This is a genomic window from Pseudothermotoga thermarum DSM 5069 (assembly GCF_000217815.1).
Classification (GTDB): domain Bacteria; phylum Thermotogota; class Thermotogae; order Thermotogales; family DSM-5069; genus Pseudothermotoga; species Pseudothermotoga thermarum.
The window spans coordinates 1,284,096-1,300,092 of the sequence record NC_015707.1 but is presented as its reverse complement, the minus strand read 5'-3'; the positions used below and the strand labels follow the sequence as shown (position 1 = coordinate 1,300,092).

Below are 15,997 nucleotides of genomic sequence, written 5' to 3'. Positions count from 1 at the left end.
TATTTTTTATCTGCCTATCAAAACGACAGAACTTCTTGGCTGAGCTATGTAAAAGTATCCCACAGGTTCTGGATCGTCCAGAAAATCATCAGGGGAATCGTATGACGTATCAACAACTCTGTACCATTTTTTTCCGTGAACGTATGGAAGAATGAACTTTAAAGGTTCTCTCCATTGATTCAAAATGACGTATATATCGTCGTCCTCTTCTTCACCAACTCTTGTCGGTGCTCCGCTTATCATGAAGGCTATCGAGTGGGAATGGTAGCTGAAATCAGGTTCAAACGGCTTTACCCCATGCCAAGTGAGATCTGGTATGCCTGCGAGGGTTTGAGAACCTGTGAAGAAGTGTGGTCTTCTCAAAGCAGGATGTGATTTTCTAAAGTGGATCATCTTTTTGAAAAAACTAAAGATATCCGCGTGTTTTTGCTTGAGTTCCCAGTTCAGCCAAGTGGTTTCATCATCATGACAATATGCGTTGTTGTTGCCAAACTGCGTTCTGTACATTTCATCGCCCATTAGAATCATCGGTGTACCGTGAGATACCATCAAAATGGTGATGAAGTTTTTCACCTGTTGCTTTCTGATTTTGTTTATAACTGGATCGTCCGTTTCCCCCTCAATCCCATAGTTACAACTAAAGTTTTCATCCATTCCATCCTTGTTGTCTTCACCGTTTGCCTCGTTGTGCTTGTACCTGTAGCTAACCAGGTCACGCAATGTGAAACCATCGTGACATGTTATGAAATTTATGCTGGCATGCGGACTTTTTCCACTGTAAAGATCTTGGCTTCCCGCTATTCTGGTCGCAAGCTCTGCAACGACCCCTTCGTCGCCACGCACAAACCTTCTTACAACATCTCTGTACTTTCCGTTCCACTCCGCCCATCCTTCGGGAAATTGTCCCAAGAAATATCCGCCAGCGGCATCCCAACCTTCCGCTATCAACTTGTAATCGTGAAGTATCGCATCTTCTGCGATGTCTTTCAAAAGTGAAAAATCCCCGATCCATCTGCCATCTGGTGTGCGGCCAAGTATCGACGCTAGATCAAACCTAAAACCGTCCACGTGCATTTCAGTTGCCCAGTACCTCAAGCTGTCGATTATCATCTGTTTGACAACAGGATGATTGCAGTTCAAAGTGTTTCCACATCCAGAGTAGTTCAAATAATACCTTTTGCATTTTGGATCCAGTATGTAATAAATTTCGTTGTCTATGCCTCGGAAGGACAAAGTTGGACCAAGTTCATTGCCTTCGGCGGTGTGATTGTAAACAACGTCGAGTATGACTTCAAAACCATTCTTGTGAAGTTCTTTCACAAAGTCTTTGAAAAGGAAAACTTGTTCTCCAAGTCTTAGACCAACTGAGTAATTTCCCGTGACCGCGAAAAAGTTGATCGGGTTGTATCCCCACATGTCTTTAAGCCTTTTTCCAGTAAGTGGATTTATCCTGGTGTTTGAAGATGGACAAAATTCGAAAATAGGCATAAGTTCAATCGTGGTTACACCAAGCTCCTTCAAATGGTCGAGTTTCTCAAGTATTCCAAGATAAGTTCCGGGGAACTTAACGTTTGAACTTGGATGAATTGTGAAAAACCTAACGTGCATTTCGTAAATAATGGTGTCTTTCCAAGGAATCTTCGGTCTTTTATCACCTGACCAATCGTACTTGGAATCGTCTATGACTATGGACTTTGCAGGACTTTTGGCAGAATCTAGGATGGAAAAGGAAAGATCTTTTTCAGGAGACTTTTTGTCGTATCCATAGAGGTATTCTTCATCCCACTCAAAAGAACTCGATATGGCTTTTGCGTATGGATCTATCAAAAGTTTGTTTACGTTGAACCTTTTTCCGTTTAACGGGTCATATTCTCCGTCGATCCTCCAACCGTAGTATTGACCGTGACCGACTCCGTAAACGTAGATGTGCCAAATGTCGCCGGTTCGGTTTTCAATCGGATCTAGGACAAATCTGTGGGAAGGTTTTTCATCGTGAAAGTTTTGATAAAGCTCAAGTATCACACGTCTTCCATTTCTTGTGAAAATGGCAAAGTTAACACCCGTATCGTCTGGCGTAGCTCCAAGCTTTGGATAACCTCGTTTTGTTTTCAACTTAACTTCGGGTCCTGGGTTTTTGTACTGTATCGGATAATCTGGCATCGTATCACCACCAATAGTATAAGGTATAATAAAACCAAGGAGGTGGTGTTAAACTGGCACTTAAAACTGTTGAAATTCCTGAAAATATCGATATCGTCGCTGTGCTTGGCCAGTACGATAACAGAATCAGATTTTTGAGAAAAAGGTTTCCGGTGAGCATCGAGGTTTCCGACAACAGGATAACCGTTATAGGTAACGACGACGCGGTTGTTTCAACGGTTGAAAACATAATTTCCCAAGTCGTCGCAGCCGCAAGGAAAGGTTATTTCATGGATTGGGCTGAATTTGAAGCATTAGTCGAGTTTTGTAGCGAAGGAGAAACGAAGGCGGAAGGTTCTTCAAATGGCAAAACCGTCTTGGTTGGAAAAATAAGACCGAAGACTCCTGGTCAAGCTGAGTACATTGAAGCGATGAAAAATTACGACGTGATATTTGCCATTGGTCCTGCCGGAACTGGAAAAACTTATCTGGCAGTTGCAATGGCTTTGGAATATCTTAAAAGTGGAATTGTTCAGAGGATAGTTTTGACAAGACCTGCTGTGGAAGCTGGAGAAAAGCTTGGCTTTTTACCGGGAGATTTGGTGGAAAAAGTAGATCCTTACTTAAGACCCATATACGATGCCATTTTCGACATGATGCCAGCTGAGAAATTCTATAATTATAGGCAAAAGGGAATAATCGAGATAGCACCGCTCGCGTTCATGAGAGGAAGAACCTTGAACAACTGTTTCATAATACTTGATGAGGCTCAAAATGCTACTCACCAGCAGATGAAGATGTTCTTAACCAGAATTGGCTTCAATTCAAAGGCAGTCATAACCGGAGATGTCACTCAGTTAGACATCGATAGAAGTCAATCTGGTTTGATCGAGTGTGAGAAGATCTTAAAAGGTATCAAAGGTATAAAGTTTGTATATCTCACCGATATGGATGTGGTAAGACATCCGGTCGTGAAGGATATAATTAGAGCCTACGAAGAGTACGAGAGGAAAAAATATGGGAAAAACAATACTTAACTTGCTTAAGAAAAACTGGCAAGACCTTTTAGTGGTATTTCTTTCGATTTTGTTTCTCAAATTCCCGAACTTTTCAGCCAACAGTTCGTTCTTCGGAACCTACTTTGTCAGTGTTTCAATCTGGCTGATTTTTGTCAAGCCAAAAATATCCATCAAACCATATTCGCTTCACAAGGCTTATTTTTATCTGCTTTTCAGTTTAACCATCGCTGGTTCACTGTTTGCAAGAATTGTCGAAAGACAGTTTGGAAATCATGCCTCTTTGTTCTTTATCCCCGTTTTTCTCGCTTCTTTGTTGGTAAGCAAGGACCTAGCAATAGATCTTGCTACTTTTTTTTCAATAAGCCATGCACTTTTGCATGGTTTTGAGACTTTTCCGGCAACTTTTTTGAGCTCAGTTGTTGTTGCGATAACATCGGCTGGGATTAAGAAGCGTTTGGAATTGGCGAAAACAGCCATGTACGTTGTTTTGATTTCTCTCGTTTACTTGTTGATTGCTTATTATACTCGCAACTTTTATTTCAACTTGAAAGAATTTTTGATTGCGTTGGTTTTCCCCGTTGTTTATTCGATCGTTGGAATAGGACTTTTGCCGTACATAGAGTACATAAGCATGATTTATTCCAATTTGGGCATGATGGAGCTTGGAAATTTGAACAACCCGCTTTTGAAAAGTTTATCTTTGAGAGCACCGGGAACTTATTACCATTCCACGATCGTTGCCAACTTAGCTGAGGCTGCTGCAGAAAGAATAGGAGCGAACGCTATTTTAGCCAGGACTGCAGGCTATTTTCACGATATTGGAAAGATCAAGAGACCTTATTTTTATACTGAGAACATATCGGAGGTCAACCCACATGATGAGCTCAGTCCAAAGTTGAGTCATTTGATCATTCAAGACCATGTGAAATCTGGTTTGGAGTTGGCTAGAAAACATCGCTTACCGTTATTAGTTCAGGATGTCATTCCACAGCATCACGGTACTAGGGTTCAAAAGTTTTTCTACCACAAAGCAAGGGCTATGGGGGAAGAAATAAGTGAGAATGAGTTTCGCTATCCTGGTCCAAAGCCTCAATTCAAAGAAGCTGGTATAATTATGCTTGCGGACGCCGTTGAAGCAGCTGCCAGAAGCATAAAAAACCCAACTCCTGGAAGAATTCAAACACTTGTGGAAGAAATTGTTTCTGGCATTTACAACGAAAGGGAATTGGACGAATCTGGTTTAACGTTGGAAGATTTGGAAGCGATTGCCGAAGAATTCACCAGAATACTCGTCAACATGTTCAAAAGCAGAGTTGAGTATCCAAAGGAAGAGATAAAGAAGGTGATCTCCCTTGCCAATGGTTCGAGTGATAAACAAAACGCGCAGAAAGCTCCCGATGAAAAAAATAAAGAAAGCAATTCGAAAAGTTCTTGAGAATGAACTTAAGGATGCGAAGATAAACGTTGTATTTGTTGGAGAAAGAAGAATCAGGGCTTTGAACAAAAATTACAGATCCATCGATGCCCCGACGGATGTTTTAACCTTTGTTTACAAGGACGAAGATCTTTACGCGGAAATATACGTCTGCCCCGCCGTTGTTGAAAAAAACGCAACCAAGTACAAAGAACCGTTTCAGCGAGAGCTTTTGAGAGTTTTGATACACGCGTGTTTACACGTTGCCGGTTATGATCACGAACTTAAAGATATAAAATCAAAGGAAATGTTCGAAAAACAAGAACGCTATCTTAGGGAGGTTGATTTTGAATGATCGTTCGACCTTTCAAAGCCATAAGGCCAAAAAAAGAATTTGCGTCAAAGGTTGCAGCTAAACCTTACGACGTCATAAGTTCAGAAGAAGCAAGAAAAATTTTCAAATCGAATCCTTTGTCTTTCTATCAAATCAACAAACCGGAAGTTAACTTTGATGAACCTATTGAACCAAGTGACGACAGAGCACTTGAGGTCGCAAAGAAAAACCTTGAAAGAATGATAGCCGAAAAGATTTTCATACAGGATGAGGAACCATGTTTTTACGTTTACAAGCAAGTTGCACCAGATCACGTGCAAATAGGTTTGGTGGCAACCTTTTCTGTGGACGAATATCTTTCCAACAAGATAAAGAAGCACGAATTGACCAGAAAAGACAAAGAAGATGAAAGAGTAAAGCATATCCTTTACTTGAAGGCTCAAACGGGTCCTGTTTTTCTAATGTATAGATCCAACGAAAGTATTGATAAGTTGATCATAGAAGAAACCAACAAAGAACCAGAATACGACTTTGTAGACGAAGATGGCGTTAGGCAAGTTGTTTACTTGGTGAAAGACAAGGAGAAGATAGAAAGCATCAAAAAGGCTTTTGAAAAAGTTGACAGCTTCTACATAGCCGACGGTCATCACAGGGCTGCGGCTGCGGTTCGAGCGGCTTTGATGCTTAGAGAAGAGAACAAAAACTACACAGGTGAAGAGGAATTTAACTACTTTTTGGCTGTTCTTTTCCCACACAGTCATCTTAGAATTTACGATTACAATCGCGTGGTTAAGGATCTAAATGGTTTGAAACCTGAGGAATTCCTTAAGGCTCTGGAGGAAAAGTTCGAAGTGCAGCCAGCACCAGAAACGCCTTACAAACCCAAGAAAGCCCACGAGTTTGGAATGTACCTTGAAGGTAAATGGTATGTTTTGAAGATTACGGAAAAGTTCATCGATGCTTCCGATCCAGTCAAAAGTCTTGATGTGAGTTTACTTCAAGAACACGTGCTTTCGCCGATCCTAGGTATAAAGGACCCAAGGACCGACAAAAGGATAGATTTTGTTGGTGGTATACATGGATTGAAAGCTTTGGAAGAATATGTGGACAATAAAGGTTGGGCAGTTGCCTTTTCGATGTATCCAACGTCTATAGAGGATTTGATGAAAGTTTCAGATTCAGGTCAAATAATGCCACCAAAATCAACTTGGTTTGAACCAAAGTTAAAAAGTGGTTTATTCATTCATGCGATCTGAACGTTATGAACCTTTTCAGTGTCATAAACAAGGAGGTGGTTAGATGTTCTTCTACGATCCAACGTTTGTTCTTTTGATACCAGCCTTGCTGCTGGCGTTCTGGGCTCAGATCAAAGTGAGCACAACCTTTTCGCGCTACTCAAGAGTAAGGTCACTAACTGGTTACACTGGCAGTCAGCTTGCAATGAGGCTACTTGATTATGCTGGCATTTACGACGTGAGAGTTGAACCAACTCCTGGTCATCTCACAGACCATTACGATCCAAGAACCAAAGTGGTTAGACTTTCGGCTTCGACCTATGCCAGCAGTTCTGTGGCGGCTCTTGGTGTGGTTGCTCACGAAATTGGTCATGCTATACAACACGCTCAAAAACATCCGTTGCTTGTCTTTAGAAATGTCTTAGCACCGGTTGCAGGTTTTGGTTCATCGCTGGCTTGGATACTGTTCCTGATGGGTTTGATATTTGCAATTCCCGCTCTGTGGCAATTTGGAATACTCTTGTTCTCTTTGGCTGTTTTGTTCAGCTTGGTTACACTGCCAGTTGAATACGACGCCAGCAGAAAGGCTATCAAGCTTTTGAGAGAAAACATTTTGATGAGCGAGGAAGAACTTGTAGCTGTTAAAAAAGTTCTGAGTGCAGCTGCTCTCACTTACGTTGCCGCAACTGCGATGTCGATCTTGCAGCTTCTTAGGATGCTCATTCTTGCCGGTGCTTTTGGAAGAAGAGACTAAAATCAAGAAAGCCGTGGGGGGTAGTTTTTTAAGAAGAAGATATGAAAAGATTGCAAGCAATTGTTTTGATTTTGCTAGTTACTGTGGTATGGGGTTTAACATTTCCAATACAAAAGATAGTTATAGGCAACGCGAATCCTTTCTTTTACAATGCCTGTAGATTTGCTGTTGCAACAGTTCTTTCAATGGTTGTGTTTAGAAAGAAGTCAAACTGGAAGCATGGTTTGATTTTAGGTTTTTTTCTTGCCATCTCTTACGCAACGCAAACAAGTGGTCTTAAGATAACTTCTTCCACAAAGAGTGGGTTTATAACGTCTCTTTACATACCGCTTGTCCCTTTGTTTTCGTACTTCATCGAAAGATCCAGACCGACTATTTTACAACTTGCGGCGTTTGTTAGCTCGATACTTGGACTATACCTTCTCAACGACCCTTCACACGATCCGTTCAACTTTGGGGACTTTTTAACACTCATCTGTGCAGTTGGTTTTGCGATTCATGTTGTGCTTATAACACATTACACCAAAAACAACGACGATGAAATATCTTTGCTTGTTCCACAGCTGTTTTTGACGTCCGTTTTAAACTTTCTTTTCACGCCGATTGGAGGAAAGCCCTTGGGCGTAAGCTTTGGTTTTGTGGTTGTGCTGGTTTTTACGGCGATCGCAGCAACGGTTTTTGCAGTTTGGGTGCAATTAAAGTACCAAAAGCATGTAGGCTCGAACACCGCGGCGCTCATATACGTGGGAGAACCTGTTTTTGCTGCTATTTTTTCTGCTGTAATTCTTGCTGAAAGGTTTTCTACATCCCAACTTGCTGGGATGGCAGTACTGATATTATCGATGATCGGAGGAAGTGTGAGATTACAGAAGTAGTTAAAGATGTATTAGATGTATTTTTGTGCTATAATTTTGGACCTGTCAACTTAAGAAGGAAAACTGCACTAATAGAAGAAATGGAAATAGCCACTTAACTATGTCCTCATCCCTCCTCTTGTACCATAACCTGCTTATGTTAAAACGCCTCAGCCTGTACCTTGTTATCCCTATCACACTCTCAACAAGACTTCTTTCCCCAAACCTCATTTATGTTCACCTTCATCTTGTCTATAGCTACTACTGCATTGCCTTCTATCTTCTCAGCATTCATCCTCGTCCACCATTTCCTCAAGGCTTCATGACTGACTCCAATTATGGCTGCTGCCTTCCTTAATGCAAGTTCATACTTTCGCCTCATGTGGAACTCTTTGTCTTTGAAAAAGGTTTGGTATAATTTGGTATAGGTACTCGGTGATATTTGTTGTTGTAACTTTCATCTTTACGGGAACCTCCTTTTATACTGTTAGGTCAGGCTGTGAATTATACCGGTTTAACTGATGATTTAATACAACTTTCAAATCTTATCGTGGGAAGATTCAAGGGCGGTTTGGCGTACGTTAACATTTTGGCGAGTATGCTTTTTGGTGGAATTTCAGGTTCAGCAGTAGCGGATGTGGCATCCTTGGGAGTTGTTGAAATACCAATGATGGAAAGACAGGGATACTCAAAAGAATTCGCAACGGCTTTAACTGTGACTTCTTCGATCCAAGGGATAATAATCCCACCAAGCCAGAATATGATCATTTATGCTATGGCTGCAGGCGGAGTTTCTGTTGGAACACTTTTTGCAGCTGGTTATCTCCCTGGGGTGATTTTAGGTTTAAGTCAGATGGCTGTGGTTTTCATACTTGCCAGATTGAAGAATTTTCCAAGAGGAGAACCTGTTCCAAGAGATAAGATCCCTGGGATACTTTCAAGGTCAATACCTGTTTTGCTCGTTGGTTTAATAACGGCTGGAGGAATTATCTTTGGATGGTTCACGGCTGCAGAAGCTTCGGCATTTGGTGCTTTTCTTGCACTTATACTTGGACTCATTTTTCACAAGGAATCCAGATCTTGGCGAACGGTGTTGAATGTCTTCAAAGAGTCAGCTCGGACTGCAGCAATGGTTTTATTTTTGATCGCTAATGCTACGGCTTTTAGTTACATAATGGCGTATCTACAAATACCTGTTTATTTAGCGAAAGCCATCCTTGCAGTAAGTACAGACAAATTCATCGTGTTATTGATGGTGAACTTGCTTCTCTTGGTGCTAGGACTTGTTATGGACATGGCCCCTTTGATAGTCATAATGACTCCGATATTGTTACCCCTTGTAAGGAGTGTTGGAGTATCAGCTGAGCAATTTGGAATAATAATGATGATAAACCTTGGAATAGGTCTTTGCACTCCACCAGTTGGCAACGCGTTGTTCACTGGTTGTGCGATTGGTAAGACAACCATAGAAAAAACCACGGTAGCTATGCTACCACTGTATGCTGCGATGATTGGGTCTCTTTTCTTGATAACCTATGTTCCAGCCATAACTATGGTAGTTCCAAGACTCCTTGGATTGATAAAGTGATAGACCTTATAATCTTTCTGTGGTTTTTTCCTCTTTTGAATAAGTTGAAAGCAGTGATGATAACATCGTAGATAGTGTTGTTTTGAGCTAAAATAATTTTTAGGGGGATGAATGTGAGTTTCATTTGCAAAAGAAGAAGCATTAGAAAGTATCAGGAGAAAGAGGTTGAACAAGAAAAGGTTTTAGAGCTTTTAAAAGCTGCAATGTGTGCGCCCTCTGCTTGGAACCAACAGCCATGGCATTTCATTGTGATACGTGATAGGATCAAAAAGCAACAAATTGCAGAGGTTCACCCATATGCCAAAATGGTTGCTCAAGCTCCAGTTTGTATAATAGTATGCTGCGATTTGTCGCTTGTAAAATCTGAAAAATTCTGGCCGCAAGATTGTTCGGCTGCAACGGAAAATATTCTCATAAGGGCTACAGAACTTGGGCTTGGAAGCGTTTGGTGTGGAGTTTACCCTGATGAAGAAAGAATTAACGGTTTGAAGAAGCTTTTTAGTCTACCAAAAAACATAATCCCATTTTCCGTAATTGCCATAGGTTATCCTGCTGAAGAGCCAAAACCTGTTGAAAAGTTCAAACCCGAAAGAATTCATTACGAAGGTTGGTGAATCAAAATACAAGAAGGAGGTTAGAGTACAAATATGTCTGTTCCTGAAATAATTTTCTTGGTTGAGGAATCTCCAGAAGGTGGTTTTGAAGCACGTGCTCTAGGTTACTCAATATTTACTCAAGCAGAAAGTCTCGAGGAACTTAGGGAATCTGTTAAGGATGCTGTTATATGTCATTTCGATGAAAAAGATCGTCCAAAGATTATTCGACTTCACATTGTTAAACAGGAGGTTTTGACTTTTTGAAAGTTCCTCGTGATTTAAGTGGAGAGGAATTGGTAAAAGTTCTAGAGCAACTTGGTTATGTGATTACTCGTCAATCGGGTAGTCATATAAGACTCACTTATAAAAGTTCAGAGAAGATTCACCATCTCACGATACCTAATCATAAAACCTTAAAGGTTGGCATTGTAAACAGTATTCTAAAGGAAGTAGCGCGTGAGTTGAATCTCAGTATCGATGAGATAAAGAAGCTTTTTTAAAAGTTTTTTGAGATCTTCAAATCTGATAGAATTCACTACGAAGGTTGGTGAGCTAGTTGGAAAAAATACTTGCTTTGGAATCAACTGTTATAGCGCATGGGTTACCAAAGCCTATCAACGTTGAAGTGGCTTTGGAACTTGAAAAGCTTGCACGCGAAAAAGGTTGTGCGCCAAAGACAATAGGCATCGTTGAAGGAGAAATAAAGGTTGGTTTGAGCGAAGAGGAAATTCAAAAACTTGGAACACGTGACGATGTTTTGAAAGTTGGTGTAGCCGAAATCCCATATGCCGTTGCGAAAAGGCTGTGGGCTGCAACAACAGTTAGTGCAACTATGAGGATTGCTTCAAAATATGGAATAAAAATTTTTGCAACAGGTGGCATAGGTGGTGTTCACAGCACACAAAATTGGGATGTTTCTCAGGATCTTTTGGAGCTTTCAAGGACAAGAATGATCGTGGTGAGCGCCGGTCCAAAGTCGATACTGGACTTAAAAGCCACCATGGAAATGCTTGAAAGTCTTGAAGTTACCGTGGTTGGTTTTAGGACAGATAAACTTCCTGCTTTTTATTTGAGATGTGTGGATGTTGAAATCAAAAGAGTTGAAACAGTTGAAGAAATTGTCAGGATTTTTAAAGCCAAAGAAAGGCTTGATTTGCCAGGTTCGCTTTTGGTTTTCAACCCTATACCAGAAGAGTACGCGATAGACGAAAGGGATTTACAAGAGTGGGAAAAGAAAGCGTTAGAAGATTTGCAAAAAGCAAAAATCACAGGAAAAGATGTCACACCGTTTTTGCTTGCAAAATTAGCTGAGTATTCTTCGGGAAAAACCGTTGAATCGAACATAGCGCTTTTGAAAAACAACGTATCGCTTGCGTGTGATATTTTGAACTGCCTTTTTAATTTGGAAAGGGGGAAAACTAGATGAAAAGATTGCTGTTCATAATGTTTCTGAGTTTGGCAAGTTTTGTTTTTGCATCTGCGTATGGTTACTTTGTTCCAAATGTGTTCTTTGGTGCATCAGGCTACAACAGCATTTCTGTGTTACAAGAAGATCAAATAAAAGAGGTGGAAGTAAACCTTGGAACAAGTTATGGTGCTTCGATGATTTTTGAATACGGACTTGAGATAGGTTTGAGGATTGGGGTTGTGCTGAGTTTTGACAACTTGGCTTTGAAAACTCAAAACGACACCCTCTATTCCACCATTTTGGGTGCAGGAATATCCACAAGCTTTGTTTTTCCTTTTCCTCAAGTTGAATCCATTGTCAGAATTTCGGCAGGTTTAAACTTTGTTCTGCTTGGACCAGCTACAAACCTTTCTGCCGTTGACTTAGAAGGTGAAGGGTCTTTCGAAGGAAAAGTTTATTTTACAGACGTGGAATTTTTTAAAGCTTTGACAGAACAATTCTCGATAGGCGCTGGAATAGGGATAAGGTTTTACGATCTTTACATCAAAGATCAAGATCTTGTTGTTAAATCTATGCCGGTGCCGATAAAAATCGTTTTCAGCTATCGATTTTAAAACCCCACCAAGAGGTGGGGTTATTTTTCTTCAAACCTTCCTATCTTCAAAATCTTTCCTATGTTGGCATCTGGGCAAATTATAGGTTTTAAAATTGGTTTTGCACAAGTCATGAAGGTTGTAACCCCAGGGCCATGTCCAGCGTACTTACAATCGCTGTGAATGACTACCCCTATTGTGGCTGCGCCTTTTCTGTAACATCTTCCAAAGCTGTTGTCATGGTCTTGGATGTAGACTATATCTCCAAACCGAAGTTTGTCTAGTCCATAATCGCGCAACGTAACTTCGTCGGCTGTCATGATATCGTAGTCACCAGTACCCATACTCGTTGATCCAATCCCTGAGCCCATCAAGAATGCTGGTACGACGGCAACAACTGGAATGTGTAATTCCCCATTTTTCTCGATGATTCCAAATTTTTCAAGCAAATTTGGATCGATGTTGTAAACGTGTACATCCGGATAATCAAGGAGCTTCAAACCCTGACCGAAAGCTTTTATCAATATTTTGTCGTCCAAAGTTAGTTTTTCCAAGACTTCTTCTGGGAAATCGATCAACACGTGTTCTGCTCCACCGTGGTGACCTATCACCACGCCTTTGGCTCCCTTCGCATCTCCCGTAACAACCTTCGCTTCATTACCAATGCATGCATAGAAGTTGTAGCCACGGTTTGTTGGTGATTCTCTTTTTTCTTGGTCAAGAATTGTTGAAACACCTGGTTCAACGTGATCTGCAGCCCAACCGAAAACAGGATCTCCAACCCTGACGTTGTAAGTTATACCACCGGTACCAGGTAACATAAAAGGGGTTCCGTCATGTGCAACCGAATGTCTTCCGGTATGCTCGGGCTTGGCTATCGTACCTTGAACAGAGATCATGACAAGTTTGTCTTTGTTCGTTCTCATAACAATCACCTCAAGAAATATTCTACACATTTTTGATTTGTTCAACCAGATGCTTCTTGAACCTCGGACGCTAAGAAAGCTTCCTTAGGCGCGGTGGAAACGAAAATCATAGAAATTCCAAAGAGTATCAAATTCAAAACAAGAAGAAGTGCAAACACATTCATCTTGTCTATAAGCAAGCCTCCTATCAACGATCCAAGCGGAGTCAAGCCGCTTGCAACAAAAGTCAGAGTAGACAGCACTCTCGAGCGCATTTCGGATGGTATCAAAAGTTGTAGATTAGCGTTTATTGGAATGTTTACCATCATATTCAGGATACCCATGACAACAAATGATGAATAGGAAATTGTCGCAATCAAAGCTAATCCTGCTGAACTTAGCCACCAAAGCGTTATTGTAACGATACAACCCAAAAATGTTTGGGATATCAAGCCCAGGGTGATGAGTTTTCTTGAACTTGTTTTTGAAAATACTGTTCCTGTCAGTATGCTACCGAAAAGTACTCCCACCATAAGCATCGTTTGAAGTACACCGAAAGCCTGAGGTGGAAAGCAAAGTTCTTGTCTAAAAAGGTAAGGAAAAATGACAGCAAAAAATGGCGCGGAAAAGAAGTTTAACGCTGCTGCAAATGCGAAAAGGAACTTCAGTCCTCTGTGTCTGAGCAAGAATTTGACGCTTTCGCTGATTTCTTTGAATACCCTGATCTTTCCGCCTCTCTTTCTGTACTCGTATTTAATAAACATCTCACTCAATGCGGACAGAAAATAAAAGATTGCGGTAAAAAGCAAGACATTTTTGATCCCTGCCAGTCCATAGAGAACTCCACCAATTGCCGGTCCAATCATTTGAGCTATTGAAGCAGCTGCGGAATTCAAAGAAGCTGCTTGCCTTAATTTTTCAGGTTCAACCAAATCTGCGAGCATCGCAGAAGTTGGCGCGTCAAAAAGTGCACTTATGATTCCAAATATCCCATAAAAAATGAGTAACGCAGAGAAATTCAACCTGTTCATTGTTGCAAACAAAAAGGCGATTGTCAAAGCAAGCCCCTTGGCAAGATCAAGGTAAACCATCAGATGCTTTCTGTTGAGTCTATCTCCTATCACACCGGCAAAAGGGAGTATGAAGGTATGAAGAATCTTGGCAGGCTTCCCACAAGGGTGAAAATTCCCATCATCGTTCCAGAACCAGTCAGATCAAGGATGTACAACGGTAAAGCTACCATCAAAGCCGACCATCCAAGAAGTGATTCAAATCTTCCCGTGACAAAAAGTAAAAGGTTGCTGGTTTTTTTACTTTGTTTTAGTATGTGCTCACCCCTTTTTAAAGTGCTACCTCAAAATATTTTACATTATACTTCAAAAAAATCAAGAGAGCGTATAAAATATATTCAACAGCGGTGAAAAATCTTTCACCTAGACATTTGGACTTGCCTATTTTGTTTTAATATGGTATAAATTTATGTGTATACTTTGAGATACACCATCATTTAACGGAGAGGTGGCCGAGCGGTCTAAGGCGCACGCCTGGAGAGCGTGTGGTGGGCAAAACCCACCCGTGGGTTCAAATCCCACCCTCTCCGCCAAACAGGTACCGGGACGTATGTCCCGGTTTTTCAATAAGGAGGTGATTTTTGTGGAAGAAATCGTTGAAAAACTTAGACCCGTTGTTGTGGATATACTGGAAGGTTTTGGACTAGAACTTTTTGACATGTCTTTCACAAAACAGAGAGGAAAGTGGACTTTAAAGATCGTCATAGACGATCCAAATGGGTATGTCAGCATCCGCCAGTGTGAACAAGTTTCGAATGAGGTTGGAAAATATTTAGACCTTCACGAGGATTTGATACCGACAAGCTATATCCTTGAGGTCTCGTCACCGGGTTTGGACAGGCCGCTTCGAGGCCCTAAAGATTACAAACGTTTTGCTGGAAGACTTGCAAAGTTTTGGTTAAGTGAAGGGAAGGTTGTAACAGGTCATATAGGAGAGTTATCTGAAGATGAACTAAAAGTCAACACTGATCAAGGAGAGGTAGTTTTGAAACTGTCGCAGATAAAAAAAGCAAGGCTTGAAGTTGAATTCTAAGGAGGGATGAAGCATGAACATAAATCTTTTGGAAGCACTTGATCAACTTGAACAAGAAAAGGGTATAGCAAAGGACGAGGTTATATCAATCTTAGAAAAAGCTTTGGTGAGCGCTTACAAGAAGAACTTTGGTACAGCGAAAAACGTTGAAGTGAAGATAGATCCAATGACTGGGGATATCCAGTTATTCCAAGTTTTCGAAGTCGTGGAAGAGCCAAAAGATCCTCTCACTCAAATTTCGCTTGAAGAGGCAAGGAAGATAAACCCTTCTGCAGAAATTGGGCAGAAAGTGTACAAAAAAATCAACGTGAAAAATTTTGGAAGAATAGCCGCTCAAACTGCTAAACAAGTTTTGATACAGAGAATTCGTGAACTTGAAAAGGAGAAGCAGTATGAATACTACAGCCAGCTTGCTGGAAACATCACGACGGCAGAGGTCATAAGGGTTACACCCGATTGGGTTGATTTGAGGATTGGAAAGCTTGAAACAAGGCTTTTGAAAAAAGAATGGATAGACGACGAGACTTTCAAACCTGGTGATTTGGTGAAAGTTTACGTTCAGGAAGTTGTAAAGGACAAGAAAGGTCCAAAACTGATCGTCTCCAGAGCTTGTCCAGAGTTTGTGATTGGACTGCTTAGATTGGAAGTACCAGAAGTGGAAGCCGGTATAGTTAAAGTTGTGGCGATCGCGAGAGAGCCTGGCATAAGGACGAAAGTTGCCGTTGTTTCGACCAACCCACAGGTTGATCCAGTTGGAGCTTGCATTGGAGAAGGTGGAGGTAGAATTGCAGCTGTACTGAGAGAACTGAAAGGTGAAAAGGTGGATATATTCAAGTGGTCAGACGATTCAAGGCAGTTGATAGCAAATGCACTTGCACCTGCATCGGTTGTAAACGTTGAAATACTTGACAGCGAGAAAAAAGTGGCAAGAGTTCTTGTTCCACCCACTCAGCTTTCGCTTGCGATTGGGAAAGGTGGGCAGAACGCAAGACTGGCAGCAAAGTTGACCGGATGGAAGATAGACATAAAACCTATCATGAACGCATGAAGGGAGG

The 15,997-nt window shown here is 41.1% G+C and carries 20 protein-coding genes and 1 tRNA gene; 15 read left to right on the top strand and 6 right to left on the bottom strand.

The features are described 5' to 3' along the window. Nucleotides 1-6: 6 nt before the first annotated feature. Nucleotides 7-2,160, bottom strand: coding sequence for a glycogen debranching protein GlgX (gene glgX / locus THETH_RS06645; RefSeq protein WP_013932594.1), 2,154 nt, complete (start codon nucleotides 2,158-2,160; stop codon nucleotides 7-9). A gap of 53 nt (nucleotides 2,161-2,213) precedes the next feature. Between glgX and THETH_RS06640 the strand changes: the two genes are divergently transcribed. Genes THETH_RS06640 through THETH_RS06615 form a run of 6 tightly spaced genes read left to right on the top strand, consistent with a single transcriptional unit; the run spans nucleotide 2,214 to nucleotide 7,770 of the window. Beyond that, nucleotides 2,214-3,176, top strand: a complete 963-nt coding sequence (locus THETH_RS06640; protein WP_013932593.1) for a PhoH family protein — start codon at nucleotides 2,214-2,216, stop codon at nucleotides 3,174-3,176. Continuing rightward, nucleotides 3,157-4,593: an HDIG domain-containing metalloprotein gene (locus THETH_RS06635; RefSeq protein WP_013932592.1), complete on the top strand. Its 1,437-nt coding sequence runs from the start codon at nucleotides 3,157-3,159 to the stop codon at nucleotides 4,591-4,593. Before THETH_RS06640 ends, THETH_RS06635 begins: the two co-directional genes overlap by 20 nt. Next, nucleotides 4,556-4,927 carry an rRNA maturation RNase YbeY gene (gene ybeY, locus THETH_RS06630; protein WP_157723322.1) on the top strand — a complete coding sequence of 124 codons (372 nt, stop codon included), beginning with the start codon at nucleotides 4,556-4,558 and terminating at the stop codon, nucleotides 4,925-4,927. The genes THETH_RS06635 and ybeY overlap by 38 nt, the downstream gene beginning before the upstream one ends. Further along, nucleotides 4,924-6,162, top strand: a complete 1,239-nt coding sequence (locus THETH_RS06625) for a DUF1015 domain-containing protein (protein ID WP_013932590.1) — start codon at nucleotides 4,924-4,926, stop codon at nucleotides 6,160-6,162. Before ybeY ends, THETH_RS06625 begins: the two co-directional genes overlap by 4 nt. A gap of 43 nt (nucleotides 6,163-6,205) precedes the next feature. Then, nucleotides 6,206-6,895: a zinc metallopeptidase gene (locus THETH_RS06620; RefSeq protein WP_013932589.1), complete on the top strand. Its 690-nt coding sequence runs from the start codon at nucleotides 6,206-6,208 to the stop codon at nucleotides 6,893-6,895. Nucleotides 6,896-6,936: 41 nt separating this feature from the next. After that, complete coding sequence (locus tag THETH_RS06615) at nucleotides 6,937-7,770, top strand: DMT family transporter (protein ID WP_013932588.1); 834 nt, start codon at nucleotides 6,937-6,939, stop codon at nucleotides 7,768-7,770. Between the two features lie 45 nt (nucleotides 7,771-7,815). Here THETH_RS06615 and THETH_RS10785 read toward each other — a convergent pair whose 3' ends face one another. Both THETH_RS10785 and THETH_RS06610 read right to left on the bottom strand, forming a co-directional pair. Continuing rightward, on the bottom strand, nucleotides 7,816-7,980 hold the full coding sequence (locus tag THETH_RS10785) for a hypothetical protein (RefSeq protein WP_169310355.1): 165 nt from the start codon (nucleotides 7,978-7,980) through the stop codon (nucleotides 7,816-7,818). Beyond that, complete coding sequence (locus THETH_RS06610; protein ID WP_013932587.1) at nucleotides 7,952-8,131, bottom strand: hypothetical protein; 180 nt, start codon at nucleotides 8,129-8,131, stop codon at nucleotides 7,952-7,954. The genes THETH_RS10785 and THETH_RS06610 overlap by 29 nt, the downstream gene beginning before the upstream one ends. 99 nt (nucleotides 8,132-8,230) lie before the next feature. On the opposite strand from THETH_RS06610, the gene THETH_RS06605 reads away from it, so the two are divergent. The 6 genes from THETH_RS06605 to THETH_RS06580 all read left to right on the top strand — a co-directional run bounded on the left by THETH_RS06605 (nucleotide 8,231) and on the right by THETH_RS06580 (nucleotide 11,955). After that, complete coding sequence (locus tag THETH_RS06605; RefSeq protein ID WP_083815695.1) at nucleotides 8,231-9,337, top strand: TRAP transporter large permease; 1,107 nt, start codon at nucleotides 8,231-8,233, stop codon at nucleotides 9,335-9,337. A gap of 113 nt (nucleotides 9,338-9,450) precedes the next feature. Continuing rightward, the gene (locus THETH_RS06600; protein WP_013932586.1) at nucleotides 9,451-9,951 is read left to right on the top strand and encodes a nitroreductase family protein; all 501 of its coding nucleotides are present in this window, start codon (nucleotides 9,451-9,453) and stop codon (nucleotides 9,949-9,951) included. Between the two features lie 33 nt (nucleotides 9,952-9,984). Further along, nucleotides 9,985-10,197 (top strand): 2-oxoisovalerate dehydrogenase E1 subunit beta, encoded by a 213-nt coding sequence (locus THETH_RS06595; protein ID WP_013932585.1) that lies wholly within the window; start codon nucleotides 9,985-9,987, stop codon nucleotides 10,195-10,197. Further along, nucleotides 10,194-10,433: a type II toxin-antitoxin system HicA family toxin gene (locus THETH_RS06590; RefSeq protein ID WP_013932584.1), complete on the top strand. Its 240-nt coding sequence runs from the start codon at nucleotides 10,194-10,196 to the stop codon at nucleotides 10,431-10,433. Before THETH_RS06595 ends, THETH_RS06590 begins: the two co-directional genes overlap by 4 nt. Nucleotides 10,434-10,489: 56 nt before the next feature. Then, on the top strand, nucleotides 10,490-11,359 hold the full coding sequence (locus tag THETH_RS06585) for a pseudouridine-5'-phosphate glycosidase (protein ID WP_013932583.1): 870 nt from the start codon (nucleotides 10,490-10,492) through the stop codon (nucleotides 11,357-11,359). Further along, the gene (locus THETH_RS06580; RefSeq protein ID WP_013932582.1) at nucleotides 11,356-11,955 is read left to right on the top strand and encodes a hypothetical protein; all 600 of its coding nucleotides are present in this window, start codon (nucleotides 11,356-11,358) and stop codon (nucleotides 11,953-11,955) included. The genes THETH_RS06585 and THETH_RS06580 overlap by 4 nt, the downstream gene beginning before the upstream one ends. Before the next feature lie 20 nt (nucleotides 11,956-11,975). On the opposite strand, the gene THETH_RS06575 is transcribed toward THETH_RS06580, so the two are convergent. Genes THETH_RS06575 through THETH_RS10985 form a run of 3 tightly spaced genes read right to left on the bottom strand, consistent with a single transcriptional unit; the run spans nucleotide 11,976 to nucleotide 14,085 of the window. Next, nucleotides 11,976-12,860, bottom strand: coding sequence for a DUF4438 domain-containing protein (locus THETH_RS06575; protein WP_013932581.1), 885 nt, complete (start codon nucleotides 12,858-12,860; stop codon nucleotides 11,976-11,978). 41 nt (nucleotides 12,861-12,901) lie between these two features. Beyond that, nucleotides 12,902-13,963, bottom strand: coding sequence for an MFS transporter (locus tag THETH_RS06570; RefSeq protein ID WP_157723321.1), 1,062 nt, complete (start codon nucleotides 13,961-13,963; stop codon nucleotides 12,902-12,904). Further along, nucleotides 13,960-14,085 (bottom strand): hypothetical protein, encoded by a 126-nt coding sequence (locus tag THETH_RS10985; protein ID WP_281011857.1) that lies wholly within the window; start codon nucleotides 14,083-14,085, stop codon nucleotides 13,960-13,962. The genes THETH_RS06570 and THETH_RS10985 overlap by 4 nt, the downstream gene beginning before the upstream one ends. A gap of 266 nt (nucleotides 14,086-14,351) precedes the next feature. Here THETH_RS10985 and THETH_RS06560 point away from each other — a divergent pair. The 3 genes from THETH_RS06560 (at nucleotide 14,352) to nusA (ending at nucleotide 15,990) form a co-directional block, all read left to right on the top strand. Then, nucleotides 14,352-14,442: transfer RNA gene (locus THETH_RS06560), tRNA-Ser, on the top strand. 50 nt (nucleotides 14,443-14,492) lie between these two features. After that, on the top strand, nucleotides 14,493-14,942 hold the full coding sequence (locus tag THETH_RS06555) for a ribosome maturation factor (RefSeq protein WP_052295971.1): 450 nt from the start codon (nucleotides 14,493-14,495) through the stop codon (nucleotides 14,940-14,942). Between the two features lie 13 nt (nucleotides 14,943-14,955). Continuing rightward, nucleotides 14,956-15,990 (top strand): transcription termination factor NusA, encoded by a 1,035-nt coding sequence (gene nusA / locus THETH_RS06550; protein ID WP_013932580.1) that lies wholly within the window; start codon nucleotides 14,956-14,958, stop codon nucleotides 15,988-15,990. Nucleotides 15,991-15,997 lie beyond the last annotated feature (7 nt).

Excerpts from the sequence above, each read along its gene's own strand:
- glgX (WP_013932594.1), bottom strand. The coding sequence starts at position 2,160 with ATGCCAGATTATCCGATACAGTACAAAAACCCAGGACCCGAAGTTAAG.
- THETH_RS06635 (WP_013932592.1), top strand. The coding sequence starts at position 3,157 with ATGGGAAAAACAATACTTAACTTGCTTAAGAAAAACTGGCAAGACCTT.
- ybeY (WP_157723322.1), top strand. The coding sequence starts at position 4,556 with ATGAAAAAAATAAAGAAAGCAATTCGAAAAGTTCTTGAGAATGAACTT.
- THETH_RS06625 (WP_013932590.1), top strand. The coding sequence starts at position 4,924 with ATGATCGTTCGACCTTTCAAAGCCATAAGGCCAAAAAAAGAATTTGCG.
- THETH_RS06620 (WP_013932589.1), top strand. The coding sequence starts at position 6,206 with ATGTTCTTCTACGATCCAACGTTTGTTCTTTTGATACCAGCCTTGCTG.
- THETH_RS06615 (WP_013932588.1), top strand. The coding sequence starts at position 6,937 with ATGAAAAGATTGCAAGCAATTGTTTTGATTTTGCTAGTTACTGTGGTA.
- THETH_RS10785 (WP_169310355.1), bottom strand. The coding sequence starts at position 7,980 with ATGAGGTTTGGGGAAAGAAGTCTTGTTGAGAGTGTGATAGGGATAACA.
- THETH_RS06610 (WP_013932587.1), bottom strand. The coding sequence starts at position 8,131 with ATGAGGCGAAAGTATGAACTTGCATTAAGGAAGGCAGCAGCCATAATT.
- THETH_RS06595 (WP_013932585.1), top strand. The coding sequence starts at position 9,985 with ATGTCTGTTCCTGAAATAATTTTCTTGGTTGAGGAATCTCCAGAAGGT.
- THETH_RS06580 (WP_013932582.1), top strand. The coding sequence starts at position 11,356 with ATGAAAAGATTGCTGTTCATAATGTTTCTGAGTTTGGCAAGTTTTGTT.
- THETH_RS06575 (WP_013932581.1), bottom strand. The coding sequence starts at position 12,860 with ATGAGAACGAACAAAGACAAACTTGTCATGATCTCTGTTCAAGGTACG.
- nusA (WP_013932580.1), top strand. The coding sequence starts at position 14,956 with ATGAACATAAATCTTTTGGAAGCACTTGATCAACTTGAACAAGAAAAG.